This is a genomic window from Microbacterium sp. 1262 (genome assembly GCF_040544895.1).
GTDB lineage: Bacteria > Actinomycetota > Actinomycetes > Actinomycetales > Microbacteriaceae > Microbacterium > Microbacterium plantarum.
On sequence record NZ_JBEPKU010000001.1, the window covers coordinates 1,786,012 to 1,809,989 of the forward strand.

At 71.6% G+C, this 23,978-nt stretch carries 23 protein-coding genes; 11 read left to right on the forward strand and 12 right to left on the reverse strand.

Going from position 1 to position 23,978, the window contains the following annotated elements:
• Positions 1-6 precede the first annotated feature (6 nt).
• On the reverse strand, positions 7-1,017 hold the full coding sequence (gene moaA / locus ABIC53_RS08535; RefSeq protein WP_323987358.1) for a GTP 3',8-cyclase MoaA: 1,011 nt from the start codon (positions 1,015-1,017) through the stop codon (positions 7-9).
• Between the two features lie 197 nt (positions 1,018-1,214).
• Between moaA and ABIC53_RS08540 the strand changes: the two genes are divergently transcribed.
• The 4 genes from ABIC53_RS08540 (at position 1,215) to cydC (ending at position 7,136) form a co-directional block, all read left to right on the forward strand.
• A complete protein-coding gene (locus ABIC53_RS08540) occupies positions 1,215-2,642 on the forward strand; it encodes a cytochrome ubiquinol oxidase subunit I (RefSeq protein ID WP_112613559.1) in 1,428 nt (475 codons plus the stop codon).
• 10 nt (positions 2,643-2,652) lie between these two features.
• Positions 2,653-3,684 (forward strand): cytochrome d ubiquinol oxidase subunit II, encoded by a 1,032-nt coding sequence (gene cydB, locus ABIC53_RS08545; RefSeq protein WP_112613557.1) that lies wholly within the window; start codon positions 2,653-2,655, stop codon positions 3,682-3,684.
• Positions 3,685-3,771: 87 nt separating this feature from the next.
• Entirely contained in the window at positions 3,772-5,478 is a 1,707-nt protein-coding gene (gene cydD, locus ABIC53_RS08550) for a thiol reductant ABC exporter subunit CydD (RefSeq protein WP_354452197.1), read from the forward strand.
• Positions 5,475-7,136, forward strand: coding sequence for a thiol reductant ABC exporter subunit CydC (gene cydC / locus ABIC53_RS08555; RefSeq protein WP_354451113.1), 1,662 nt, complete (start codon positions 5,475-5,477; stop codon positions 7,134-7,136). The genes cydD and cydC overlap by 4 nt, the downstream gene beginning before the upstream one ends.
• 119 nt (positions 7,137-7,255) lie before the next feature.
• On the opposite strand, the gene ABIC53_RS08560 is transcribed toward cydC, so the two are convergent.
• Genes ABIC53_RS08560 through ABIC53_RS08580 form a run of 5 tightly spaced genes read right to left on the reverse strand, consistent with a single transcriptional unit; the run spans position 7,256 to position 10,968 of the window.
• Entirely contained in the window at positions 7,256-7,861 is a 606-nt protein-coding gene (locus ABIC53_RS08560; RefSeq protein ID WP_282502208.1) for a GNAT family N-acetyltransferase, read from the reverse strand.
• Between the two features lie 16 nt (positions 7,862-7,877).
• Positions 7,878-8,957 carry an ABC transporter ATP-binding protein gene (locus ABIC53_RS08565; RefSeq protein WP_282502207.1) on the reverse strand — a complete coding sequence of 360 codons (1,080 nt, stop codon included), beginning with the start codon at positions 8,955-8,957 and terminating at the stop codon, positions 7,878-7,880.
• Positions 8,954-9,790, reverse strand: a complete 837-nt coding sequence (locus ABIC53_RS08570) for an ABC transporter permease (protein WP_354451116.1) — start codon at positions 9,788-9,790, stop codon at positions 8,954-8,956. The genes ABIC53_RS08565 and ABIC53_RS08570 overlap by 4 nt, the downstream gene beginning before the upstream one ends.
• Positions 9,787-10,572 (reverse strand): molybdate ABC transporter substrate-binding protein, encoded by a 786-nt coding sequence (modA, locus tag ABIC53_RS08575; protein ID WP_282502205.1) that lies wholly within the window; start codon positions 10,570-10,572, stop codon positions 9,787-9,789. The genes ABIC53_RS08570 and modA overlap by 4 nt, the downstream gene beginning before the upstream one ends.
• Positions 10,573-10,575: 3 nt before the next feature.
• Positions 10,576-10,968, reverse strand: a complete 393-nt coding sequence (locus ABIC53_RS08580) for a TOBE domain-containing protein (RefSeq protein ID WP_112613545.1) — start codon at positions 10,966-10,968, stop codon at positions 10,576-10,578.
• Between the two features lie 119 nt (positions 10,969-11,087).
• Between ABIC53_RS08580 and ABIC53_RS08585 the strand changes: the two genes are divergently transcribed.
• Genes ABIC53_RS08585 through ABIC53_RS08600 form a run of 4 tightly spaced genes read left to right on the forward strand, consistent with a single transcriptional unit; the run spans position 11,088 to position 14,155 of the window.
• Positions 11,088-12,191, forward strand: a complete 1,104-nt coding sequence (locus ABIC53_RS08585; RefSeq protein ID WP_274177461.1) for a ThiF family adenylyltransferase — start codon at positions 11,088-11,090, stop codon at positions 12,189-12,191.
• Positions 12,188-13,438 (forward strand): molybdopterin molybdotransferase MoeA, encoded by a 1,251-nt coding sequence (locus tag ABIC53_RS08590; protein WP_354451119.1) that lies wholly within the window; start codon positions 12,188-12,190, stop codon positions 13,436-13,438. The genes ABIC53_RS08585 and ABIC53_RS08590 overlap by 4 nt, the downstream gene beginning before the upstream one ends.
• Positions 13,439-13,442: 4 nt before the next feature.
• Positions 13,443-13,922 carry a cyclic pyranopterin monophosphate synthase MoaC gene (moaC, locus tag ABIC53_RS08595; protein WP_354451121.1) on the forward strand — a complete coding sequence of 160 codons (480 nt, stop codon included), beginning with the start codon at positions 13,443-13,445 and terminating at the stop codon, positions 13,920-13,922.
• Positions 13,922-14,155: a MoaD/ThiS family protein gene (locus ABIC53_RS08600; RefSeq protein ID WP_282502202.1), complete on the forward strand. Its 234-nt coding sequence runs from the start codon at positions 13,922-13,924 to the stop codon at positions 14,153-14,155. The genes moaC and ABIC53_RS08600 overlap by 1 nt, the downstream gene beginning before the upstream one ends.
• Positions 14,156-14,176: 21 nt before the next feature.
• Here the strand turns inward: ABIC53_RS08600 and ABIC53_RS08605 are convergent, their stop codons facing one another.
• Genes ABIC53_RS08605 through ABIC53_RS08615 form a run of 3 tightly spaced genes read right to left on the reverse strand, consistent with a single transcriptional unit; the run spans position 14,177 to position 16,691 of the window.
• Positions 14,177-14,605 carry a molybdenum cofactor biosynthesis protein MoaE gene (locus tag ABIC53_RS08605; RefSeq protein ID WP_282502201.1) on the reverse strand — a complete coding sequence of 143 codons (429 nt, stop codon included), beginning with the start codon at positions 14,603-14,605 and terminating at the stop codon, positions 14,177-14,179.
• The gene (locus ABIC53_RS08610; protein WP_282502200.1) at positions 14,605-15,081 is read right to left on the reverse strand and encodes a MogA/MoaB family molybdenum cofactor biosynthesis protein; all 477 of its coding nucleotides are present in this window, start codon (positions 15,079-15,081) and stop codon (positions 14,605-14,607) included. The genes ABIC53_RS08605 and ABIC53_RS08610 overlap by 1 nt, the downstream gene beginning before the upstream one ends.
• Positions 15,078-16,691 (reverse strand): SDR family oxidoreductase, encoded by a 1,614-nt coding sequence (locus ABIC53_RS08615; protein WP_282502199.1) that lies wholly within the window; start codon positions 16,689-16,691, stop codon positions 15,078-15,080. The genes ABIC53_RS08610 and ABIC53_RS08615 overlap by 4 nt, the downstream gene beginning before the upstream one ends.
• 241 nt (positions 16,692-16,932) lie before the next feature.
• Between ABIC53_RS08615 and ABIC53_RS08620 the strand changes: the two genes are divergently transcribed.
• Entirely contained in the window at positions 16,933-18,408 is a 1,476-nt protein-coding gene (locus ABIC53_RS08620) for an MFS transporter (protein WP_282502198.1), read from the forward strand.
• 41 nt (positions 18,409-18,449) lie between these two features.
• Here the strand turns inward: ABIC53_RS08620 and ABIC53_RS08625 are convergent, their stop codons facing one another.
• From ABIC53_RS08625 to ABIC53_RS08635, 3 genes are read right to left on the reverse strand one after another with little or no spacing between them, the layout of a single operon-like run.
• Complete coding sequence (locus ABIC53_RS08625; RefSeq protein WP_502915519.1) at positions 18,450-20,354, reverse strand: helicase HerA-like domain-containing protein; 1,905 nt, start codon at positions 20,352-20,354, stop codon at positions 18,450-18,452.
• A 10-nt stretch (positions 20,355-20,364) separates the two neighbouring features.
• Positions 20,365-21,024, reverse strand: a complete 660-nt coding sequence (locus ABIC53_RS08630) for a phosphatase PAP2 family protein (protein WP_282502197.1) — start codon at positions 21,022-21,024, stop codon at positions 20,365-20,367.
• Positions 21,025-21,082: 58 nt separating this feature from the next.
• The gene (locus tag ABIC53_RS08635) at positions 21,083-22,312 is read right to left on the reverse strand and encodes a multidrug effflux MFS transporter (protein WP_094262140.1); all 1,230 of its coding nucleotides are present in this window, start codon (positions 22,310-22,312) and stop codon (positions 21,083-21,085) included.
• Positions 22,313-22,564: 252 nt separating this feature from the next.
• On the opposite strand from ABIC53_RS08635, the gene ABIC53_RS08640 reads away from it, so the two are divergent.
• Both ABIC53_RS08640 and ABIC53_RS08645 read left to right on the forward strand, forming a co-directional pair.
• Complete coding sequence (locus tag ABIC53_RS08640) at positions 22,565-23,269, forward strand: thioredoxin-like domain-containing protein (RefSeq protein WP_112613535.1); 705 nt, start codon at positions 22,565-22,567, stop codon at positions 23,267-23,269.
• Positions 23,266-23,961: a DUF305 domain-containing protein gene (locus ABIC53_RS08645; RefSeq protein WP_354451125.1), complete on the forward strand. Its 696-nt coding sequence runs from the start codon at positions 23,266-23,268 to the stop codon at positions 23,959-23,961. Before ABIC53_RS08640 ends, ABIC53_RS08645 begins: the two co-directional genes overlap by 4 nt.
• The last annotated feature ends 17 nt before the right edge of the window (positions 23,962-23,978 follow it).

Sequence of the window (23,978 nt, forward strand, 5' to 3'; positions counted from 1 at the left end):
CTCGGCCTAGCCGCCGATGGCGTTCATGCCGCGCGCAGGCTGCAGGAAGGCGGGGTCGTCGATCGCGTGACCGGCCTTCTTACCCGCGATGCAGTTGCGCAGCACCTGATCGATCCGGTCGGCACGGCCCTCGGGCGTCATCTCCGAGCGGAGAACCGGGAGCAGGTCGTACTCGTCGATCGAGAAGAGGCAGTTGCGCAGCTGACCGTCGGCCGTCAGCCGCATCCGGTCGCACGCACCGCAGAACGGCGCCGTCACCGACGCGATGACGCCGACCGTGTGCGGGCCGCCGTCGAGGCGCCATCGCTCGGCGGGCGCACCGCCACGCCCGGGGACGGGCTCGAGACTCCAGCGCGCGGACAGCGCCTCGAGGATCTCCTCTCGGGTGACCATGGTGGACCGGTCCCACGTGTGCCCGGCATCGAGCGGCATCTGCTCGATGAAGCGCATCTGGGCGTCGTGCTCGACGGCGAAGGCCACGAGGTCGGCGAGCTCGTCGTCATTGACGCCGCGCATGGCCACCGCATTGATCTTCAGGGGGCGGAGCCCGGATGCCTGCGCGGCGCGCACGCCGTCGAGCACGTCGTCGAGACGGTCGCGACGCGTGAGGTTGCGGAACCGTTCACGGTCGAGGGTGTCGAGCGAGATGTTCAGGCGAGCCAGCCCGGCGGCGACGAGGTCGGGCAGCACCTGAGGCAGCCGGATGCCGTTGGTGGTCATGGCGATCTCGATCGGGCCGTCGGATGACTCGATCGCCGCGAGCCGCCGCACGATCTCGACGAGGTCCGTCCGCAGCAGCGGCTCGCCGCCCGTGAGCCGGAAGGTCGTGATGCCCGCCGCAGCCGCGACGGTGGCGGTCTCGACGATCTCGTCGAGGGTGAGGATGCTCTGCCGAGCGAGCCACTCGTTGCCCTGCTCGGGCATGCAGTACGTGCAGCGCAGCGAGCAGCGGTCGGTCAGCGATATGCGCAGGTCGCGGTGGACCCGGGCGAATCTGTCGACGAGCGGCTCCCCCATGGGTCGAGCGTAAGCGGCTCCGGTGCACCCGCGGGTCGATCCCGCCCGATCGGCCCGCGTCGGCTGTGGTCTGACAGCACCTTGATAAGTGGTCAGACCACGCGTAGCATTATTCCCGGCCGCCCCTGAGACCGGGGAAAACCACACTCGATACCTTCAGCCTGTCGAAACCTTCGCCTCCCGAAAGGCACCTCCCGATGGACTTCCTCGATCCGCTCCTGCTGGCCCGCTGGCAGTTCGGTCTGACGACGCTTTACCACTACCTCTTCGTGCCGCTGACCCTCGGGATGGCTCTCGTCGTGGCGATCTTCCAGTCGGTGTGGCACCGCACCGGCAACGTGAAGTGGCTGCACCTGACGCGCCTGTTCGGCAAGATCTTCCTCATCAACTTCGCGATGGGCGTCGTCACGGGCATCGTGCAGGAGTTCCAGTTCGGCATGAACTGGTCGGCCTACTCGCGTTTCGTCGGCGACATCTTCGGCGCACCGCTGGCCTTCGAGGGCCTCCTCGCCTTCTTCTTCGAGGCGACCTTCATCGGCCTGTGGATCTTCGGCTGGGACAAGCTCCCGAAGGCGCTTCACCTGTTCTCCATCTGGATGGTCGTGCTGGGTTCGACCCTGTCGGCCTACTTCATCCTCGCGGCCAACGCGTTCATGCAGAACCCGGTGGGGTATCAGATGGCCGCCGACGGCGGCCGCGCCGAGCTCATCGACTTCGGGGCGGTCCTCACCAACCCGATCGTGCTGGCCGCCTTCCCGCACACGATCTTCGCCGCGTGGATGTTCGCCGCCGCCGTGGTCATCGCGGTCGCCGCCTGGCACCTCTCTCGCGCGCAGCACATCGAGACGATGCGTCCCGCGCTCCGCTTCGGCATGTGGGGCATGATCGTCTCGTTCGTCGGCGTCGCCCTCTCGGGCGATCAGCTGAGCCTCGTGATGGTGGCGACGCAGCCCATGAAGATGGCCGCGGCCGAAGCCATGTTCAACAGTGCCTGCGGCGCGGATGCATCCTTCTCGATCTTCTCCATCGGAACGCCCGATGGCACCGAGGAGATCTGGTCGCTGCGCGTGCCGTACCTGCTGTCGTTCCTCTCGACCCACAGCTTCGACGGGTGCGTCGAAGGGCTCAACGACCTGCAGGCCCAGTACACCGAGACCTTCGGTGCGGGCGTCGATTACCGCCCGATCGTCTGGGTCACCTACTGGTCGTTCCGCTGGATGATCGGCCTCGGCGGTGTCGCCACCCTCATCTCGGTCGCCGGCCTCTGGCTGACCCGCAAGAAGGCTCAGCGTCCCGTGGCCCGCTGGATGTGGAAGGTCGCGATCTGGTCCGCGCCCCTCCCCCTCCTCGGCAGCCTCGTCGGCTGGGTCTTCACCGAGATGGGCCGCCAGCCCTGGATCGTCTTCAGCCTGATGCTGACCGAGGACGGCGTCTCACCGAACGTCCCCGGCTGGACGGTCCTGATCTCGCTGATCGCGTTCACCGCGGTCTACGCCTCGCTCGCCGTCGTCGAGTTCGGCCTCATCCGCAAGGCCGCACAGAAGGGCCCCGACCCGCTGCCCGAGCCGGGCTCGCCCGAAGCCGAGAACCCCTCGGCGTCCCACACGCAGACCACCGTCTACTGAGGAGCACGACATGGATCTCGCATACGTCTGGTTCTTCATCGTCGGAGTCCTGTTCGTGGGCTACTTCGTCCTCGACGGGTTCGACTTCGGTGTCGGGATGTCGCTGCCCTTCCTCGGGAAGGACAACGTCTCACGGCGCCAGATCATCAACACGATCGGTCCGGTCTGGGACCTCAACGAGACCTGGGTCATCGTCGCGGGCGCGTGCCTCTTCGCGGCCTTCCCGGAGTGGTACGCGACCCTCTTCAGCGGGTTCTACCTGCCACTGCTGCTGATCCTCATCGCCCTGATCCTGCGCGGGGTCTCGTTCGAGTACCGCCACCAGCGCGATGATGCCACCTGGCGCAAGCGCTTCGACCTCATGATCGTCGTGGGCTCGGCGCTCCCCGCCTTCCTCTGGGGCGTCGCGGTCGCCAACATCGTTCAGGGCGTGCCGATCGACGCCGACAAGGAGTTCACCGGCACCCTGTTCACGCTGCTGAACCCCTACGGCCTGCTCGGCGGGGTCGTGACGCTCCTGCTGTTCTTCACGCACGGCGTCTACTTCGTCGCTCTCAAGACCGACGGTGACGTCCGCGAGCAGGCCCGCCGGCTCGCGACGAAGTCGGGACTGCTGACCCTCGTCGCGGCGGCCGTCTTCCTCGCCTGGACCGTGCTGTCGGCCATGGGGGCCCAGGCGCCGCTGCTGCCGCTGGTGTTCGTGACGGCCACCGTCGCCGCGGTCATGCTGATCGGGGCCATTCTCGCCAACGCGACCGGGCGTGAGGGTTGGGCCTTCGCGGGAGGTGCGGGAACCGTGATGTTCGCCGTCCTGACGCTGTGGCTCTCGCTCTTCCCGAACGTCATGCCGTCGTCGACGGATCCCGCATGGAACCTCACAATCGAGAACGCGTCGTCGACGGATTACACGCTGACGATCATGACCTGGGCGGCCGTGATCTTCCTGCCCCTCGTGCTCCTCTACCAGGGCTGGACGTACTGGGTCTTCCGCAAGCGCGTGACCCGGGCACGCATCGAAGAGGCCGAGCTCGTCACCCACTGACCGAGTGACGGGATGCCTCGGATCCGCGCTATCGCGCCGGACCCGAGGCATCCCGGTCCCGGGGTAAGGCAGGATCGAAGGGTGAGCATGGACGACCCCGAGGCGCCCGCGCGCTCGAGCGGACGACCCGTCGATCCGCGGCTGCTGCGCTACGCCCGCACCTCGCGCCTCTTCTTCGTCGCGATCGGCGCGATCGGCCTCGCCCAGACCGCCGTCGTCGTCGGGTTCGCCTGGCTGACCACGCAAGCGATCGTCGGAGCCATCGGCGGGATGCCGGTAGCCGACCTCATGCGCGTCCTCGCCGCCCTCGCCGCCGTCGTCGCCGCGCGCGCCGGGCTCCTCTGGCTGCGCGAGGGCGTCTCTGCTCGCGCCGCCGCCCGGGTGCGCAGCGAGCTGCGCGGCGGGCTCACCTCGGCCGTCGGCCGCCTCGGCCCTGGCTGGCTCGCGAACCGCAACTCTGCTCAGCTCGCGGTGACCGCGGGCCGCGGCCTCGACGCGCTCGACGCCTACTTCGGCCGCTACCTGCCGCAACTCGTCCTGACGGTCATCGCGACCCCGGTGCTCATCGCCGTCATCTGGTGGAGCGACTGGATCTCGGGCGTGACGGTCCTGCTCACGATGCCGTTGATCCCGCTGTTCATGGTGCTGATCGGACTCGCCACCCGCGCGGTGCAACGCGCGCAGTGGCAGACCCTCCGCCAGCTCGCAGCCCGCTTCGCCGACACCGTCCGCGGACTCTCGACCCTCACGGTGTTCGGCCGGCAGCACCGCGCCGCGTCATCGATCGAACGGGTGACCGAGAACTACCGCATCGAGACGATGCGCGTGCTGCGGGTGTCGTTCCTGTCGGGCTTCGCGCTGGAGTTCCTCGCGTCGATCTCCGTCGCGATCGTGGCGGTGTCGATCGGCTTCCGGCTCATCGACGGCTCGCTCGCCCTGTCTGTCGGACTCTTCGTGCTGCTGCTGGCCCCCGAGGCCTACCTTCCGCTTCGTCAGGTCGGGGTCCAGTTCCACGCCGCCGCAGAGGGTGTCGCGGCCACCGACGACGTCTTCGAGGTACTCGACGCGGCGCGCGCGCTGCCGCCGCAGGATGCCGCGAGCTCAGCGTCGACGACGGACGCCGCGACGAGCGTCGCGGCGGAGCGCGGCATCCTCCGCGCCCGTGAGCTCCGGGTGCGGCGCGGCGATTCGCTGCTCGCACCCGTGTCGTTCACGGCGAGGCCGGGCACGATCACGCTCCTCTCCGGGCCGAGCGGCGCGGGCAAGTCGAGCGTCTTCGCCGCACTGCGCGGCGTCGCCCCGTTCGAAGGGGAGCTGACCCTCGACGGCGAGCAGGTTCCGCCGCCGGCGTCGTGGCTCGCCTGGGCCGGACAGGACGCGGGGCTGATCGCCGGCACCGTCGCCGAGAACGTCACGCTCGGCGCTTCGACGGACCGCGTCGCCGGGCCCGCGGGTGAGCGCGCCGTCGTCCGCGCGCTCGCGGCCGCCGGCGCCGCTGACCTCGACCCGGCGCTCGAGCTCGGCGTGCGCGGCGCGGGCCTCTCCGGCGGGCAGGCGCAGCGCGTCGCGGTCGCCCGGGCTCTCTTCCGGCACGTGAACAGCGGTGCGCCGGTGGTCGCGCTCGACGAGCCGAGCGCCGCACTCGACGCCGAGACCGAGGCCGCGCTCTGGCAGAGCCTCCGCCGTGTCGCTGACGACGGCGCGACTGTCCTGCTCGTCTCGCACCGGGAGTCTGCCCGGTCGATCGCCGACGTCCTCGTCGACGTACGACCCCGATTGGAGGTGACGGCATGACCACGACGTCCGAGGTGCTTCGCGGCGCGATGCCCCCGCCGCGACGGTTCTGGCGCGCCCTCGCGACCGGGTTCGCCACGGAGGCCTCGGCCGTCGCGCTCCTCGCGTGCAGCGCGTGGCTCATCGTCCGCGCGAGCGAGCAGCCCGCGGTGATGTACGTGATGGCGGCCGTCGTCGGGGTGCGGGCGTTCGCGATCTCGCGTGCCGTCTTCCGCTACCTCGAGCGCCTCACGTCGCACGATGCGGCGCTGCGTCAGCTCGCAACGACGCGGACCGACCTCGTCCGACGCCTGATCCCGCTCGCACCCGACGGGCTCGGCCGCATCCGCCGCGGATCCGCGCTCTCCGCCCTCGTCGACGACGTCGACGACCTGCAGAACCTGCCGCTGCGAGTGGTGGAGCCGCTCGTGGCCTCGGCCACCGTCGCTCTCGCCGCCGTCGTCTTCGTCGCGACCGTCTCGTGGCCGGCCGGGCTCACCCTGCTCGGCTGCCTCGTCGTCGCCGCGGCGGCGGCCACCGGCTGGGGCTGGGTCGCGGGTGCTCGCGCGGAGCGCACGATCGCCCCGCTCCGCGCCCGGCTCGCCGACGCCGTCGCCGACCATCTCGGAAGCCTCGACGTGCTGCTGGCGTACGGGGCCGAAGAGCAGAGCCGTCGCCGTGTCGAGGCAGCGGACGCCGACCTCCGACGTGCGGTCGTCCGCCGCGCCGGTGCGCAGGCCGGAAGCGCAGCCATCGTCTCGCTCGCCGCGGGCGCCGCATCGATCCTCGCCGTCATCGTCACCGCCCCGGATGTCACCGCCCTCGGCGGTCCGTGGCTGGCGGTCGCCGTGCTCGTGCCGATGGCCGTGTTCGAGGTCTTCCAGACGGTTCCGCTCGCAGCGGCATCCTGGCGTCAGGTGCACGCGTCGGCGGAACGGATCGCCGAGACCGTGCCCGGCGACATCCCATCGGGACTCGTTGCGAGCAGCGTCGCACCCACGGGTGTCGCGCCCGCGCTCGGCGACGGCCTGCACCTCCGCGACGTGTCGGTGACGTGGCCCGGAGCCGATCGGCCGGCCCTCGCGGGCGTCGACCTGGATGTCCGCCCGGGTGAACGCCTGCTCGTCGTCGGCTCGAGCGGTGCGGGCAAGTCGACGCTCGCGCATGCCCTTGTGCGCTTCCTCGACGTCGATGGGAGCTACCGGATCGGGCGCACAGACGTGACCGGCCTCTCCCCCGACGACGTGCGCCTGACGGTGGGACTGTGCGAGCAGCAGCCGATGCTCTTCGACGAGGACATCCGCCAGAACCTCCTGTTCGCCCGCGACACCGCGACCGACGCCGAGTTGGAGGCCGTGCTCGAACGCGTCGGCCTGGGCGGCTGGCTGCGCGAGCGCGGCGGTCTCGACGCTCGCGTCGGCGAGCACGGCGCGCTCGTGTCGGGCGGCCAGGCGCAGCGCATCGCGCTCGCTCGTGCGCTGCTGCACGGCTTCCCCGTGCTCGTGCTCGACGAGCCGACGGCGGGGGTCGACCCCGCGGCATCCGACGCGCTGATGCGCGATCTGCTGTCCGCCGTAGACCCGGAACGTGCCGTCGTCCTCATCTCGCACGTCCGGGTGCCGAGTGCGCTCGTCGACCGCACGGTCCGCATCTCCGACGGGCGCCTGCTCGCCGGCTGACGCGCGGCCCCCACCCCGCGCCCACCCGCCCCCCACACCCCGCGCGGTCCCATTTCGGCCGGGAAACCCGCCCCCAAACCCGGCCCAACGGGGACCTCGGCGAGCCGCGTGACCGGGCCTCAGCGGTCGAGGTCGATGCCGAACGCCTGCGCGCCGGGCGAGGAGGGCAGGCGCTCGAACCCCAGGCGGTCGTAGAAGGCGAGCGCCCCGTCGTTGGCCGCCGACGCGACCAGGTGCAGACGGATGACGCCCGACGCGCGGAGCTGCTCCGACACCCGGTCGATCAGCCGTCGCCCCCACCCCTGCCCCTGGGCCGCGGGCAGCAGGTCGATGTGCAGGTGCGCGGGATAGGTCGCGGCGAGCGGCTCGGCTCCGGGGCGTCGACCGTAGGCGTATCGCAGCGTCCCCGCCTGCCGCGAGGTGTCATCGGGCGAGGGCACGGGCCAGCGGTCGGCGAACCGCGGCCACCAGTCGCCGCGGAACCACTCCTCGAAGGCATCGGTGTCCGGCGTCGCGACGACGTAGCCGATCGCCCGGTCCTCGTCATCGGCCACGACGAAGGCGGAGTCGGGATGCCGCTCGGCGTAGGGCAGCACGAAGATCGCTCCCCAGATGTCGTCGTCGTCGAAGAGTCCGGTGGCATCGGAGCCGTGGTCGGCGGTCCGCAGACAGATCTCGCTCAGCGCGGCGTCATCGCCGGGCCGGACGGCGCGCATGTGGGGCATTCCCCCATCGTGCCACTCAGTCCCATGTGATCGCGGCGGTCGGCAGCGAGAGCTGCACGAGGCCGCCCGCGCCGAGGTCCGCGGCCAGATCCACCGGGATGTCGACCGCCGCCGGCGGATCGGAGACGATCACCCGGACTCCGCCGACGGTGGGCTCGAGCCGAACGACGCGAGCCCGCCACACGACGCGGTCGGCGTCCGACGGCGCAGCCCCCGACCGCGCGAGCCCGTCGCCGGCCGCGACCCCCTCGAGCCGGACGTCGCTCGGGCGGAACAGAGCGGCAGCGGCACCACCGTCCGCGCCGGGCCGGGGCACCGCGAGGGTGCCGGCCTGCCAGACCGTGTCATCGCCCTGGCCGACCACGTTGCCGACGACACGGTTCACTCCCGCGATGGCAGCACCGAACGCCGTGGCGGGGGTCCGCAGCACCTCTCGGACGGCGCCGCTCTGGGTCACGAGTCCCGCTTCGAGCACCACCAGCCGATCGGCCACCGCCGCCGCATCGAGGGCGTCGTGGCTGACGATCACGGCCGTCGCCCCGGCAGCCCGCAGCTGTTCGCCGAGCATCGCCCGCAGTGACGCGGCCGTCGCCGGATCGAGCGCCGTGAACGGCTCGTCGAGCAGGATGACGCGGGGCCGCGCCGCGAGCGCGCGGGCGAGGGCGACGCGCTGCTGCTGCCCCCCGGAGAGCTCCCGGGGATGCCGGCCGCCGACCCCGGCGAGCCCGACCCGCTCGAGCCATTCGTCGGCGATGAGGCGCGCCCGGCGTGCCGGCTCTTTGCGAGAGCGGAGCCCGAAGGCCACGTTCTCGCGCGCCGAGAGGTGCGGGAAGAGGCCGGGGTCCTGACGCAGCATCACGATGCCGCGGTGCTGCGGCGCCACGCGCCTGCGGGGGCTCGCGACCTCGTCGTCGTCGACGCGGATCGATCCCGCGTCGAGCGGCACGAGGCCCGCGATCGCCTCGAGCACCGTCGTCTTCCCCGCGCCGCTCGGCCCCATGACCGCGACGACCTCCCCCGGTTCGGCGACGAGGTCGACGGTCACGGTGAGGCCGGGCCGCTGCACCCGGACGCGTGCCGTGAGCCGGGCACTCATCGGGCACCGCCCGGCCGCCAGGCCCGCACGAGCAGAAGCGCGGCGATCGCGGTGATGAGCAGGAGGAGCGACAGTGCCACAGCCGTGCCCTCCGACACCCCGGCACCGTTGAACGCCGTGTAGATCGCCAGCGGCATCGTCTGCGTGACGCCGGGCGCGTTGCCGGCGAACAGTGCGGTGGCGCCGAACTCGCCGAGGGCGCGGGCGAAGCACAGCACGGTCCCTGCGATGAGCCCGGGCGCTGCGAGCGGCAGGGTGACCCGGAACAGGATGCGCCACCGTCCCGCCCCGAGCGCGGCGGCGGTCTGCTCGTACCCGACTCCCGTGGCGCGAAGTGCGCCCTCGAGCGCGAGCACGAGGAAGGGCAGAGCGACGAAAGTCTGCGCGATCACGACAGCCACGGTGGTGAACGGGATGCGGATGCCGGCTTCGCCGAGCATCGCGCCCAGCCAGCCGGTCCGCCCGAACAGGAACAGCAGGGCGACGCCGCCGACCATGGGGGGCAGCACGAGCGGGACCGTCACGATGGCTCGCAGCACCGCCGCTCCGCGGGCGCCTGCCCGGGCGATCGTCAGGGCGAGCGGAACGCCGAGCACGATGCACGCAGCGGTGGCCGCGAGCGCGGTCTGCAGCGAGAGCGCGAGCGCCGCGCCGGCCTCGGGCGACGTGACGTCGGTCCACACCGTCGTGGGGTCGACGCGGCCCACCAGGGCGGCCAGCGGGACCACGAGCAGCGCGAGCCCGACGACCGCCGGCACGAGAAGGACGCGCGGCACATACCCCGGCGCGCTGCGGCGCGTCGTCCGGTGACCGCCGGCCCCATCGCCGCTCACGGCGCCCCGAAGCCGAGACGGCGCAGCACCGTCTGGCCGTCTTCGGACAGCACGTAGGCGACGAACTCCGCGGCGGCCTCGGGCGACCGCGCGTCGGCGAGCGCCGCGATCGGATACCGGTTGACGACTCGCTCGGCGCCGGCGACCTCCACCGTCTCGACATCGCCGGTGAGGGCGGCATCCGTGACGTAGACGAGGCCGGCATCGGCCTCGCCGCCCGCGACCTTCGTCAGCACCGCGGTGACGTTCTGCTCGTAGCTGTCGACGCTCGGAGTGACACCGGCGTCGCGGAGAAGCGTCTCCGAGGCCGCGCCGCACGGCACCGCCTGTGCGCACAGCACGACGGTGCGGTCGGCGTCGGCGAGGTCTGCCAGGCCGGTGATCGAACCGGGGTTCCCGGCCGGCACCACGAGGGTGAGCCGGTTCGTCGCGAAGACGTCCGGGGCGGCGGCGAGCCCGGCGTCGACGACCTTCTGCATGTTCGCCTCGTCGGCCGAGGCGAACACGTCGCCGGGGGCTCCCTCGATCAGCTGCGTCGCGAGCGTCGACGACCCGTCGTAGCTGATGGGCGAGATCGTGACGGAGGGATGCCGCTGCTCGAACTGCGACGCCAGCTCGTCGAATCCCGTCTTCAGCGACGCGGCAGCGAAGACGGTGACCTCGCCCGAGACCTCGGATTCCGCGGCGCCCGGCCCCGACTCCGCGACGCCGCCCGCGGCGCACCCGCTCAGGAGGAGCATGACAGCCGCGAGGGCGGCGACGGTGATTCGTCGTGTGCGCACGGCTCAGTCCTTCGGAGTCTCGACCACGACCGTCGTGGCCTTCACGACCGCGACCGCGAGCGATCCGGGTTCGAGCTCGAGTTCGCGCGCCGCCTCGGCCGACATGAGCGACACGATGCGGTGCGGTCCCGACTGCACGTCGACCTGGGCCATCACCCCGTCGATCTGCACGCGGGTGACAAGGCCGACGAAGCGGTTGCGGGCGCTCGAGAGTCGGTCGGAGGGGTCCGCCGCGGCGGAAGCGAGCTCGACCGCGTGCGCGGCGAGCGCGTCGCCGGGCACCCTCGCCGGGCTGTCACCCGAGACCGGAAGGACACCCTGCTCGATCCAGCGGCGCACGGTGTCGTCGCTGACTCCGAGCAGGCGGGCCGCCTCCGAGATGCGATACGTCGTCATGGGCCGAACATACCCGCATCTGCGGAGCAGAAGGAGCGAATCCGCCGCATCCACGGACGCTCGCCCCGGGCCCGCCCACGTCCGCCCCCGCTACCCCTATGCGCGTCTAGCCTGATCCCATGACCCTGCCGCCCCTCGTCGATCCCGCCGAGACCCTGTCGAATCGTGAGCGCGAGCGCACCGCGAGGCATGCCGTCCTCGCGGGCCTGGGCGACCAGGGTCAGCGACGACTGGCGGCGGCCCGCGTCGCGGTCGTCGGTGCCGGTGGTCTCGGCTCGCCGGTGATCCTCGCCCTCGCCGCCGCCGGGGTCGGGACGATCACCGTCATCGACGACGACGTGGTCGAGTTCGCCAATCTCCAGCGGCAGGTGATCCATCGCGTCGACGACGTCGGCGCACCGAAGGTCGCCTCCGCGGTCCGAGCCGCCACCGCGTTGTCGCCCGAGACCCGGATCGAGACGCGCCGCGAGCGGCTGGATGCCGATAACGCGTCGCGTCTGCTGGCGGGGAGCGACCTCGTCATCGACGGCACCGACACGTTCGAGACCCGCACCGTCGTGGCCGCGGCATGCGCGGCACTCGGGCTGCCGCTCGTCTGGGGCGTCATCCAGGAGTTCCACGCGCAGGTCACCGTCTTCTGGACCGCGCCGCCGGCAGGCGTTCCGGCCGTCGGCCTCGACGACCTCTACCCCGCGGGCAGCGCGGACGACCTGCCGACGTGCGCCGAGGTGGGCGTGCTCGGGTCCCTCTGCATGACGGTGGGCGGGATGCTCGCGACCGAGGCGATCAAGCTCATCACCGGGGTCGGCGAACCGCTCCTCGGCCGGCTGGCCGTCGTCGATGCCCTCACCGGCGCCCAGCGCGAGGTCCCGCTGCGCGCGGCGTCGAGTGCGGCGTCCCCGGCCGCGGTTCCTCCGCCCCCTGCAGAGCCGAGACGGACCGCGGCACCCGAGGTCGATCTCGAGCAGCTCCGAGCGCAGCAGTCCGTCGGCGCGGTGGTGCTCGATGTGCGGGAGCCCCACGAGACGGCGACCGGTGTGCTGCCCGGCTCGGTGCTGGTACCGCTCGGCGAGCTTCTCGCTGATCCGAGCCTCGCCGGTGCCGACCGGGTCGTGGTGGTGTGCGCGCACGGCATCCGCGCCCATCGCGCTGCGGATGCCCTCCGGGGCCGCGGTGTCGCGGCATCCGTGCTCGCGGGCGGGCTCGCACGGTGGCAGTCGTGAGCGGGGGGCTGCGCACCGTCGAGGATCAGCTCGCGGACGTCCTCGCCGCCGTCCGCCCGCTGCCGACCCGCACGGCCGGGCTCGCCGACGGCGCCGGCTGCGTCCTGCGCGAGGCTGCGATCGCGCGCGGGGGGATCCCCGACTTCGACAACTCGGCGATGGACGGCTTCGCGGTGCGCTTCGACGATGTCGCGACGGCGTCCGACGAGCGTCCCGTCGACCTCGCGGTCATCGCCGATCTGCCGGCGGGCACGGCGGACGATCCGCATCTGACCCCCGGCGAGGCCGCACGCATCATGACGGGCTCCCCGGTGCCCAGCAGCGCCGACACCATCGTGCCGTTCGAAGACACCGCGGGCGGCCTCGATGATTCGCTGACGACCGCACGCGTGCTCACCGCCCCCGCGAGGCGGGGCATGTTCGTCCGGCGCGCACACGACGACATCCGCCCCGGCGACACGGTGCTGGACGCCGGGACGCTGCTCGGCCCGCGGCAGCTGGCGGCCCTCGCCGCCGCCGACATCGCCCGGGTCACCATCTCGGAGTCCCCGCGCGTCGTCGTCATCTCGACCGGCAGCGAGCTCGTCGAGCCCGGCTTCCCACGCATCCGCGGACAGATCCCCGAGTCGAACGGCCTGCTGCTCGAAGCGCTCAGCCGTCAGGCGGGCGGTACGGTCATCCGCCGCGTGCACGTCGACGACGGCGGCGCCGCCTTCCGGCACGAGATCGCCGCGGCCACGACCGGCGGATCCCGAGCGGACGTCGTCATCACCTCGGGCGGGGTGAGCGCGGGCGCCTACGAGGTCGTCAAGACCGAACTGGGCGACGCGCTGCGTTTCTCGCGGGTGGCGATGCAGCCGGGCAAGCCGCAGGCCTTCGGGGTCCTGCCGTCGGGAACGCTCGTCTTCGGCCTGCCGGGCAACCCGGTGAGTGCGGCGGTGTCGTTCGAGGTGTTCGTGCGCCCTGCCCTGCTCGCCCTCCAGGGCCGCTCCGACCTGCGGCGGCCGGCGCTCCGGCTTCCCGCGGCCGAGTCCTGGCGCACGCCACCGGGTCGCCGGCAGTACCTGCCCGCGGTGGTCGACCGCACCGACCCTGCAGGATGGTCCGTGCGCCCGGCGACACCGGGCGGCTCGGGCTCGCACCTCGCGGGCGCACTAGCCCTCGCCGAGGCGTATGCGGTCGTCCCGGAGGAGACGGCCGTCGTCGAGCCCGGCGACCTCATCGACGTCGTGCTGCTGGAAGGATGAGGGCATGAGCTTCACACACCTCGACGACGCCGGTCACGCCCGCATGGTCGACGTCACCGCGAAGCAGCCGACCGTCCGCGCGGCGACTGCTCGCGGATTCGTCCGCTGCTCGCCCGAGGTGGTCGCAGCGCTGCGCGACGGCGCCGTGCCGAAGGGCGACGTCCTCGCCGTCGCACGCATCGCCGGCATCCAGGCTGCGAAGCGCACCCCCGAGCTGCTTCCGCTGGCGCATGTGATCGGCGTGCACGGCGTCGTCGTCGACCTCGACATCACCGACGACGGCATCGAGATCGAGGCGACCGCACGCACCGCCGACCGCACCGGCGTCGAGATGGAGGCGCTCACCTCGGTCTCGGTCGCCGCCCTCGCCGTGGTCGACATGGTGAAGGGCCTCGATAAGGCGACCTCGATCGAGAACATCCGCATCACCGCGAAATCCGGCGGCCGCAGCGGCGACTGGCGACGTCCCGGCGAGGACGCCTGATGGCCCGCGTGCGCTACTTCGCCGCCGCCGCTGAACGCGCCGGCCGGAACGAAGAGCATCGCTCCGAGACGACCCTCGGCGCCCTGCGCGACGCGTTGTCGCGCGAGATCACTGGGCTGGCGGCCATCCTGCCGAAGTGCGCCGTGCTCGTCGACGGCGCACGCGTCGCCGACACCACCGAGATCGGCCCCGACGTCACCGTCGACATCCTGCCGCCCTTCGCGGGCGGCTGAGACGGCCCGGGTTCGACGCGATCAGCCGCCGATCCCCTTCCACGCCGTCGTGCCATCGGCCTCGATCTGCTGCTTCCAGATCGGCAGCTCGCGTTTGATCGCCTCGATCAGCTCGCGGCAGACGTCGAACGCGTCGCCCCGGTGCGCCGTGCCCACCGCGATGACGACCGCGGCGTCCCCCACCGCGAGGTCGCCGATGCGGTGACTGACCGCGACGATGCCGTCACGGTCGCCGAGGGCCGCCTCGGCGATGGCTCGGAGCGTCGCCTCGGCATCGGGATGTGCCTCGTAGTGCAGCGCGGCGACCGTGCCCGCGGCATCCGGGTCGTGGTCGCGCACGGTGCCGACGAAGCTCGTCACCGCTCCGACGGCGGATGAATCGACGGCCTCGAGGTGCTGGGAGACGTCGAGAGGCTCCGCGGTGATGCGGGCGATGCGGATCTCGCCCATCAGTGATCGTGCCCGTCGAGCTGGGCGACGACGTGCCCGGCGATTCCCGTCACCACGTCCATGCCGGATGCCACGGCGCGCGGCGACCCCGGCAGGTTCACGATGAGCGTTCGGCCGGCCACCCCGGCACGTCCGCGTGAGAGCACCGCAGTGGGCGTCTCGGCGACACCGCGGCGTCGCAGCTCTTCGGCCACGCCGGGCAGCTCGCGCTCGATGACCTCGCCGGTACCCTCGGGAGTCTCGTCGCGCGGTGCCACGCCGGTGCCGCCCGTCGTGACGATCAGGCGTGCTCCGTCGGCGATCGCGACGCGCAGCGCCTCGGCGACGGGGGCGGCTCCGTCGGCGACGACCACCGCATCGCCACACTCCCACCCCGCGGCGCGCAAGGCCTCGACGGCGACCGGGCCGGCCGCATCCGGACGCTCGCCGCGCGCTGAGCGGTCGGAGACGGTTATGACGACGGCGGAGCGGCTCATGACCCCACCCTAGAAGCGTCCGCGCCCGCGGGGGCGGTGTCATCGTCGGCGTGGGTGTTCTCGACGGCGATCCGCCCCTCTTCGACCTTCCCCTCGGCCATCTCCGTGATGCGCGTGGCCATCGCCGTGAAGATGAGCCCGTGGAACGGCAGCACACCGAGCCAATACAGCCGCCCGGCCAGTCCGCGCGGGAAGAAGATCGCGCGCTGCTCATAGCGGGCACCACCATCCCGCGGTGCGACTTTGAGCTCGAGCCAGGCCTCCCCCGGCACCCGCATCTCGGCACGCAGCCGCAGCAGGCGGCCCTCCTCGACGGCCTCGACGCGCCAGAAGTCGATCGCATCCCCCACCCGCACCTTTCCCCGGCTGCGGCGGCCGCGCGCGAGGCCGATGCCGCCGACGAGACGGTCCATCCAGCCGCGGATCTCCCACAGCGCGCGAGCCGAGTACCAGCCGTTCGTCCCGCCGATGCCGGCGATCACCTCCCACAGTCGCTCTGGCGACGCGCTCGTTTCGGCGGAGCGCTCGTCGGTGAACACGGTGCGGCCCGCCCATTCGGGGTCGCTCGGCAGCGGATCGCTCGGCGCGCCGAGCACGTCGGCGTCCTGCCAGCTCGTCTCGACCTCGTCGGCGTCCACCCGGCCCAGCGCCAGCCGCACGCTCGTCCGGTACGACGTCAGGCCGCCCTCGGGCTGCGGGATGATGTCGTCGATGTCATGGTCGTCCATGACGCACTCGTTCTGAAGCGACGCGATGAGCGGGCGGGCGATGGCGCGCGGCACCGGCGTCACGAGGTTGACCCAGTGGGAGGCCAGCCCGGGCGTCAGCACCGGCAGGGCCGCGATCGCGCGCTGCCGCAGGCCCGCCTCGAGGGCATAGCCGTTCATCATCTGTCCGTACCGCAAGACGTCGGGACCGCCGATGTCGACGGCACGGTTCAGCTCAGGATCGACGCGGGCTGCGCCGAGCAGATAGTGCAGGACGTCTCGCACGGCGATCGGCTGGATGCGGTTGCGCACCCACTTCGGCGCCGGCATGTACGGCAGCACATCGGTGAGATGACGCACCATCTCGAACGACGCCGACCCCGACCCGATGACGACCCCCGCCTGCAGCACGAGGGTGGGCACGCCGGACTTCAGCAGAATCTCGCCGACCTCCACGCGCGAGCGCAGGTGCGGCGAGAGCTCCGCATCGGAGGGGTGCAGGCCACCGAGATAGACGATGCGCTTCACGGATGCCGCCGCCGCGGCGTCAGCGACCGTGCGGGCGGCCCGCTCGTCGGCCGCCTCGAACCCGGCCCCCGCTCCCATCGAATGGATGAGGTAGTAGACGACATCCACGTCGTCGACAGCCTCGGCGACGGCATCCGCGTCGTCCGCCGAGCCGCCCACGATCTCGACGGCGTCTCCCCACGGGAAGCTGGCGACCCGCTCGGGCGTCCGTGCCAGCACGCGCACGCGGTACCCCGCCGCGACGAGGCGAGGCACCAGCCGTCCGCCGATGTACCCGGTGGCGCCGAGGACGAGGGCTCGCGGGGCGGATCCGTCCGGTCGGGGCTGCGCCTGCAGCTCGGGCTCGTGTCCGGTGGGTGCGGTCAGCTCGGTCATGATCAGACGGTAGGCGTCCGTCGGCCCCGTCCGACACGACTTGACACGTGACGGATGGACGGTCGCCGGCCGGGCGTACGGGCCGTTCGCCTCACGCGCGCGCGATAGGCGGCGACGCACCGGACCGCAACGCCCGTCCCCGAGGTTGCGCACGACCCCGCATCGGGGTCTACGCTCCCGTGAGCGAAGGACAGTCGTCTGGCGACCCGAGCCCGGCGGCGCTGCCGGAGGAGAATCGAATATGTCACGCACGCGCACCAAGCGGCCTGCCCGCCGACGTCTCGAGGTCGACGACGTCATCGTCGTCGAACGCAAGAAGGTACGCACCGCGATCTCGGGCACCGTCGTCGGCAACTTCATGGAGTGGTTCGACTTCGGGATCTACGGCTACCTCGCCGTGACCCTGACGGTGGTGTTCGCCGAGGACATCCCCGACCCCTGGGGCCTTCTCGTGACGCTCCTCGGCTTCGCCGTGTCGTTCCTCGTGCGTCCCCTCGGCGGGATCGTGCTCGGCCCGCTCGGCGATCGGATCGGGCGCCAGAAGGTCCTGTTCCTGACGATGGCGATGATGGCGACCGCGACCGCGCTCATCGGACTGCTGCCGACGTCTGCGCAGATCGGTGTCTGGGCTGTCGTCCCCCTGTATGTGCTGAAGATGGTGCAGGGCTTCTCGACCGGCGGCGAGTACGCCGGGGCGTCGACGTATGTGACCGAGTTCTCCCCCGACCGCTCGCGCGGTTTCTGGGCATCATGGCTCGACGTCGGCTCGTACGTCGGCTTCGCCGCCGGCGCTACGGTCGTCGCGCTGACCACCCTCATCACGCAGGGGCTCTGGGGCCCCGACGCGATGGTCGACGGCGGCTGGCGCATTCCGTTCCTCGTCGCCATCCCGCTCGGCATCGTCGCCATCTGGTTCCGCCTGCGCATCCCCGAGACCCCGGCATTCGAGCAGGAGTCGGAGTCGGCCGCGGCGCCCAGCAAGGACGACCCGATGGCTCGTCACGGCATCGGCGGCATCCTGCGCCACCACTGGCGGACGATCCTGGTCGCCGTGGCGATCGTCGCCGCGACCAACACGGCCGGCTACGCGCTGACCAGCTACATGCCGACCTACCTCGAGAAGGAGGTCGGACTCTCGAACCTCTCGGCCGCGGTGGCGACCGTGCCGGTGCTGATCGTCATGTCGGCGACGCTGCCGTTCGTCGGGCGCCTCAGCGACCGGTTCGGCCGGCGTCGCATCTACGCTTTCGCGATCGGCGCGTCCCTCGTCCTGACGATCCCCGCCTTCGCCGTCATGCAGATCGGCGAGCTGTGGGCCGTGTTCATTGCGCTGGGCATCATCGCGGTACCGGTCGCACTGTTCGTCGCGATCTCGGCGAGCGCCCTGCCGGCGCTGTTCCCCACCGCGACCCGCTTCGGCGCGATGGGCATCGCGTACAACCTGGCGGTGTCGCTCTTCGGCGGTACGACGCCGCTGTTCAGCCAGGCGCTCATTGAGTGGACGGGCAACACCTACATGCCCGCGTTCTACATCATGTTCTTCTCGGCGCTCGCGGCCGTCGCGCTCTTCGCGATGCGCGAGACGGCGCAGCGGCCGCTGCTCGGGTCGGTGCCGACGGTCGAGACGATCGCCGAGGCCGAGGCGCTCGTCGCCGGGCAGGACGACGACCCGCGCATCGACACCTCGACGATGCCACTCGACATCATCCGTCCCTGAGACGCCCGCGTCCCGGGCGCGCCGTCAGCGCCGTCCGGTGCTCAGCGCCGTCCGGTGCCGAAGATTCCCCGGATGACGCCGGTCAGCACCTCCTGGGCCGCGCGCGAGCCGAGGATCTGCTCCGCCGGCGTTCTCCGGCGCGAGCGCGTGTTCGAGGTCATGCTGCGCAGCATCCGGTCGTCGTCGCGTCGCTCCTTCGCCTCGTCGGCCGCGGCCTGCTTCCGGATGGCGGCGAGCTGCTTCGCGTAGGCGGCGTCGGCCTTCGCCCGCAGCTTCGCGGCGTCCTGCTCGGCCTTGCGGCGCGCGGCCTCGGCCTCGGCCGCATCGAGAGCCGCCTGCGCGGCGTTCATGCGAGCGGTGAGGATCTCGCGCGCCGACTCCCGATCGACCGCCTCGGCGTAACGCGGCCGGATCTCGGATGCCGCCACCCGGGCCTGGACGTCCTCCACCGCTGCCGGCGACATCGACGCCTGCGGCGCACGGAGCCGTGTCCACGCGACGGGGGTGGGCGCACCTTTCTCGTTCATGACGGTGACGACGGCCTCGCCGGTGCCGAGCTCCTGCAGAACCCTCTCCAGGTCGTAGCCCGATCGCGGGTAGGTGCCCACACTCGCGCGCAGCGCCTTGACGTCATCCGGGGTGAAGGCACGAAGCGCATGCTGTACGCGCGAGCCGAGCTGCGCCAGCACATCGGACGGCACGTCCTTGGGCGTCTGCGTGACGAAGAAGACGCCCACACCCTTCGACCGGATGAGCCGGACCGTCTGCACCACCGCGGCGAGGAAGTCCTTCGACGCGTCGCGGAACAGCAGATGCGCCTCGTCGAAGAAGAACACGAGCTCCGGCTTGTCGACGTCACCCACCTCGGGCAGCACCTCGAACAGCTCCGCGAGCAGGTACATCAGGAAGGTCGAGTAGAGCACCGGGCGATCGGCCACACCGGGCACCTCGAGGAGGGTGACGATGCCCTCGCCTCCGTCCGTGGTCCGCATCAGGTCTCGGACGTCGAACTCCGGTTCGCCGAAGAACACGTCCGCCCCGGCGTCGGCGAAGGTGATGAGTTCGCGAAGGATGACGCCCGCCGTCGCCTTGGAGAGTCCGCCGAGCTCCGCGAGCTCGGCTTTGCCGTCATCGCTCGTGAGGTAGGTCAGCACCGCCCGCAGATCGGCGAGGTCGACGAGAGCCAGGCCGTTCGCGTCGGCGTAGTGGAAGACGAGACCGAGACTCGACTCCTGCGTCGCGTTGAGTCCGAGCACGCGGCTCAGCAGCAGCGGGCCGAAGCCGGAGACGGTCGCGCGCACCGGCGTTCCCGACCCGCGGCCGCCGAGCGCCAGGAACTCGGTCGCGAAAGAACGCGGCGACCAGTCCTGCCCGATCGCGCTCGTTCGCGAGAGGAGCTTCTCGCTCGGCTCGCCCGCCGAGGCAAGACCCGAGAGATCGCCCTTGATGTCGGCCGCGAACACCGGCACGCCGTTGGCGGCGAGCTGCTCCACGAGAACCTGCAGCGTGCGGGTCTTGCCGGTGCCAGTGGCGCCGGCAACGAGACCGTGACGATTCGTCATCGCCAGCGGGATCCGCACGAGCGCATCACGCTGCGGCTCGCCGTTCAGGAGCGCCCCGAGCTCGAGGACGGGACCGTCGAACGTGTAGCCCCGGCGGATGTCGTCGACCTCGGATCCGTCGAGCGGAACCGCCGCCCCGGAGGGCTCGGCTTCCCCGGCCGCCGACGGCTCGGGTTCGCCGGTCGGAGTCGACGGCGCCGCGTCCCCGGCCGGGGCCGACCCGGCTCGCGCGGCAGCTGCCTCGGCGGCGGCCAGGGCGGCTCGAGCTCGGGCGGCGACGAGCGCGGCCTCAGCGGCTTCCGCTTCCGCACGCAGTCGTGCGAGATCGGCTGCGGCGATCGCGTCGTCGGAGGGCATGGCCGGGTCGTCGGGCGAGACGCTCATGCCGGCGAGCCTAGCCCCGCCGCTCTCGCACGGCGCGGCGCTCGCGTTCGAGCTGCTCGGTGAACATGGCGGCCACGATCAGGGCGACGCCGGCGCCCAGCAGCATCCCACCGACGGTGTCGGAGAGCCAGTGAGCGTGCACGACCGTACGGCTGAGCGCCATCAGCAGGGTCCACACGATTCCGACGAACGCGACCCAGACGCGCGGGAAGAGGATGATCGCGACGATCGCGATCGTGGCCGCATTTGCCGTATGCCCCGAGGGATATGAGCCCGCATCCGTCGTCACGAGGATGTCTTCGGGTCTCGACCGATCGACGAGGTTCTTGATCAGCTGGACCACGAGCGCGCTCAGCGCCGACGCCACGAGGAAATAGCCCGCAGCCCAGGGCCGTCGCAGCAGGACCAGAGCCACGGCGACCGCGATCGGGATCGCGAAGACGCCGACCCACGTGCCGCCGATCCGGTTCATCACGAGCCCGAACACCAGGCCGACCGCGCCCGGGTCGGCCGGCAGCGTCTCGTTCCACCACCGGTCGATCGCGAAGGGCTGGCCGAGCTGCGTGAACAGCCACCATCCCAGCAGCGCACCGGCCACCACCAGCACGAAGCCAATGGCGGCGCGGCGCGGCCAGAGTCGGCGGGGGTCGGTCGGCGGAGCGTCGTTCATCCGTCCATTGTGTCGACGGCGGCGGATTCGACCCCGCCCCTTGCGCTGAGAGCAGCGATCAGGGAGAGAGCTGCGGCACGCTGCGCGGCCGCACGACGAGCCACAGCGAGAGGACCGCCACCACGGCGCACCCCGCCATCACCGAGGCCATCGTCGTCGCGGTGATGCCCGAGCCGCCCGAGATCCACGCCGCGAGCGGCGAGATGAAGCCGGCGACGCCGAAGTTGACGGCGCCGATCAGGGATGCCGCGGTCCCGGCGGCTCGGCCGTGACGGTCGAGAGCGAGCACCTGAACGCAGGGGAAGGTGAAACCGCACGCCGTGATGAAGAAGAACAGCGGCACGACCGTGCCCCACAGGCCCAGCCCCAGCTGGTCGGTGACGATGATGGTGGCCCCCGCGATGACGAGCACGGCGGTCGAGACCGCCATGACCCACTGCGGGCCGAAGCGGGCGGCGAGCCGCGACGCCGTCTGCACGCCCAGCACGACTCCGAGGGAGTTGACGGCGAACAGGACGCCGTACTGCTGCGGATCGAAGCCGTAGGTCTGCTGGAAGAGGAACGACGACGACGACAGGTACGAGAACAGTCCGCTGAAGGTCATGCCGCCGATGATCAGCACGCCGATGAAGATGCGATCGCTCAGGACGCTGCGGTAGCGCTGCCAGACCGTGGCGGAACCGCTGTCGCGGCGGCGCGCTTTGGGCAGGGTCTCGGGCACGAGGAAGAGCGAGGCGATCAGCATCACCGCGCCGTACGCGGCGAGCACGACGAAGATGCCGCGCCAGGGCATGACCGTCAGCAGGCCCGAGCCGACGAGCGGGGCGGCGACCGGGGCGACACCGGAGACCAGGGCGAGTCGGCTGAGCATCACCACGAGCCGGCGTCCGCCGAAGAGGTCGCGCACGATCGCCATCGCGACGACACCGCCCGCCGCGGCGCCGATCCCCATGAAGACCCGGGCGGCGCTCAGCAGCTCGAGGGTCGGGGCGATGGCGGCGGCCGTGCTCGAGAGCACGTGGAGCGCGGTCACGCACAGCAGCGGGACCCGGCGCCCCAGCTTGTCGCTGAGCGGGCCGACGATGAGCTGGCCCAGCGCGAAGCCGACCATCGTTCCGGTGAGCGTCAGCTGAATCGCCGCCGCCGTCGTCTGGAAGTCGGCCTCCAGCGCGGGGAAGGCGGGCAGGTAAAGGTCGATCGTGAAGGGCCCGAGCGCCGTCAGCGCGCCGAGCAGGATGATGTAGATGACGCGGCGTGAGGTCGGGATCGCGTCACCCGGATGCAGCATGATGGGCGCGGTAGCCGGGTTCGAGCCCAGCGTGCGGATCGCCCCGGTGGCGGAGGAGGAATGATGGGGAGGAGTTTCGGGCACGTCTTCTTCGTTTCGTGGCAGCAGCGTTTTTGAGCGACCTTCTATCGTAACCCGCCGCCGCTCCGCGTCGTTCGCGCCTCTCAGCCGATTCACCATTCACGCGCATAGGCTGGCTCCGCGCCGCGCGCGCTCCGACACTCCCCTTGCCCCCGAACCGAGGTCACAGCAATGACTCCGTCCGCCGACAAGCGAACGAGCGGCAATCCTGCCGCCCAGGCCCAGATCAACCTCACCGTCAAGCAGCAGCGCGAGCAGCAGAAGCAGGCCAAGCTCGCCGAGTACCAGAAGCAGCTGGCGAAGCGACGTCGCAGCAAGCTGACGTGGTGGGTCGTCGGCTCGACCGCCGCGGTCGCCGTGGTGGGCCTCATCGCCGCGTCGGTCATCCTCGCGCCTCGGCCCGTCACGTACGAGGCCGGCAACAGCACGGGTCGCGAGATCCCCGGCGTCGAGACGTTCCAGAACATCACGACGCACGTGGAGGGCACCGTCGAGTACCCGCAGAACCCGCCGGCCGGTGGCGAGCACAACCCGTACTGGCTCAACTGCGGCGTCTACACCGAGCCGCAGGCGAACGAGAACGCGGTCCACTCGATGGAGCACGGCGCCGTCTGGATCACGTACGACCCGGCCCAGGTATCGGATGCCGACATCGAGACCCTCGAGGGCTACATGCCGAGCACGTACGCGCTGCTGACGCCGTACCCCGACATGGACACCCCCATCGCCGTGAGCGCCTGGAACGCGCAGCTGAAGGTCGACTCGGCCGACGACGAGCGCATCCGCGACTTCTTCACCGAGTACTGGCGCAGCCAGAACGTCCCCGAGCCGAACGCGATCTGCTCGGGCGCGATCGACGGCCCCGGCAAGGCGTGACGGACGACGTCACGGCGGAGACGGGCGCGCAGATCCCCGTCCCGTCACCCACCGGCCTGCGCTGGTGGGCGGTGCTCCTCATCGTCCTCGCGGTCGCGGGCTCGGCATTCGCGGTAGGACGATTCTCCGCCTTCGGCACCTCCCCGTCGGTTCCCGGCGGCTCCTCCCCCGAGGCCGGGTTCGCCCGTGACATGCAGGTGCACCACACGCAGGCGATCGAGATGGCGATGACGATCTATCGCAAGACCGAGGATGAGGGCATCCGCACGCTTGCGTTCGACATCGCCACCGCGCAGGCGGGCCAGCGCGGCGAGTTCTACGACTGGCTCGTCCAGTGGGGGCTGCCGCAGGCATCCACCGCGCCCCTCATGCAGTGGATGGTCGGGCACCCCGCTCACAACCACGGGACTCAAGCGCAGCAGCCGAGCGACGAAGAGCTCCGCGCCGAGATGGGCATGGCCACGCCCGCTCAGCTGGCGCAGCTGGATGCCGAGACCGGGGTCGCCGCCGACTGCACGTTCCTCGGCCTCATGATCCGGCACCACGAGGGCGCGATCCCCATGGCGCAGGCTCTCGTCGACCTCGGCAGCGACCCGCGGGCCGTCCATGTCGCCGGCGGCGTCATCGAGACGCAGAGCGCCGAGATCGACCTGATGCGCTCGATCCAGCAAAGACTGGGGTGCGAGGGCTGACAGCCCCCGCACCCCAG

What these genes read in the sequence shown, in the direction of transcription:
- ABIC53_RS08615 (WP_282502199.1), bottom strand. Translation starts at nt 16,691, where the DNA reads ATGACCGAGCTGACCGCACCCACCGGACACGAGCCCGAGCTGCAGGCG.
- ABIC53_RS08560 (WP_282502208.1), bottom strand. Translation starts at nt 7,861, where the DNA reads ATGCCCCACATGCGCGCCGTCCGGCCCGGCGATGACGCCGCGCTGAGC.
- moaC (WP_354451121.1), top strand. Translation starts at nt 13,443, where the DNA reads ATGAGCTTCACACACCTCGACGACGCCGGTCACGCCCGCATGGTCGAC.
- ABIC53_RS08635 (WP_094262140.1), bottom strand. Translation starts at nt 22,312, where the DNA reads ATGCTGCATCCGGGTGACGCGATCCCGACCTCACGCCGCGTCATCTAC.
- cydB (WP_112613557.1), top strand. Translation starts at nt 2,653, where the DNA reads ATGGATCTCGCATACGTCTGGTTCTTCATCGTCGGAGTCCTGTTCGTG.
- ABIC53_RS08605 (WP_282502201.1), bottom strand. Translation starts at nt 14,605, where the DNA reads ATGGGCGAGATCCGCATCGCCCGCATCACCGCGGAGCCTCTCGACGTC.
- ABIC53_RS08580 (WP_112613545.1), bottom strand. Translation starts at nt 10,968, where the DNA reads ATGACGACGTATCGCATCTCGGAGGCGGCCCGCCTGCTCGGAGTCAGC.
- ABIC53_RS08565 (WP_282502207.1), bottom strand. Translation starts at nt 8,957, where the DNA reads ATGAGTGCCCGGCTCACGGCACGCGTCCGGGTGCAGCGGCCCGGCCTC.
- ABIC53_RS08610 (WP_282502200.1), bottom strand. Translation starts at nt 15,081, where the DNA reads ATGAGCCGCTCCGCCGTCGTCATAACCGTCTCCGACCGCTCAGCGCGC.
- ABIC53_RS08620 (WP_282502198.1), top strand. Translation starts at nt 16,933, where the DNA reads ATGTCACGCACGCGCACCAAGCGGCCTGCCCGCCGACGTCTCGAGGTC.
- moaA (WP_323987358.1), bottom strand. Translation starts at nt 1,017, where the DNA reads ATGGGGGAGCCGCTCGTCGACAGATTCGCCCGGGTCCACCGCGACCTG.
- cydD (WP_354452197.1), top strand. Translation starts at nt 3,772, where the DNA reads ATGGACGACCCCGAGGCGCCCGCGCGCTCGAGCGGACGACCCGTCGAT.
- ABIC53_RS08640 (WP_112613535.1), top strand. Translation starts at nt 22,565, where the DNA reads ATGACTCCGTCCGCCGACAAGCGAACGAGCGGCAATCCTGCCGCCCAG.
- ABIC53_RS08540 (WP_112613559.1), top strand. Translation starts at nt 1,215, where the DNA reads ATGGACTTCCTCGATCCGCTCCTGCTGGCCCGCTGGCAGTTCGGTCTG.
- ABIC53_RS08585 (WP_274177461.1), top strand. Translation starts at nt 11,088, where the DNA reads ATGACCCTGCCGCCCCTCGTCGATCCCGCCGAGACCCTGTCGAATCGT.
- ABIC53_RS08625 (WP_502915519.1), bottom strand. Translation starts at nt 20,354, where the DNA reads ATGAGCGTCTCGCCCGACGACCCGGCCATGCCCTCCGACGACGCGATC.
- cydC (WP_354451113.1), top strand. Translation starts at nt 5,475, where the DNA reads ATGACCACGACGTCCGAGGTGCTTCGCGGCGCGATGCCCCCGCCGCGA.
- ABIC53_RS08600 (WP_282502202.1), top strand. Translation starts at nt 13,922, where the DNA reads ATGGCCCGCGTGCGCTACTTCGCCGCCGCCGCTGAACGCGCCGGCCGG.
- ABIC53_RS08630 (WP_282502197.1), bottom strand. Translation starts at nt 21,024, where the DNA reads ATGAACGACGCTCCGCCGACCGACCCCCGCCGACTCTGGCCGCGCCGC.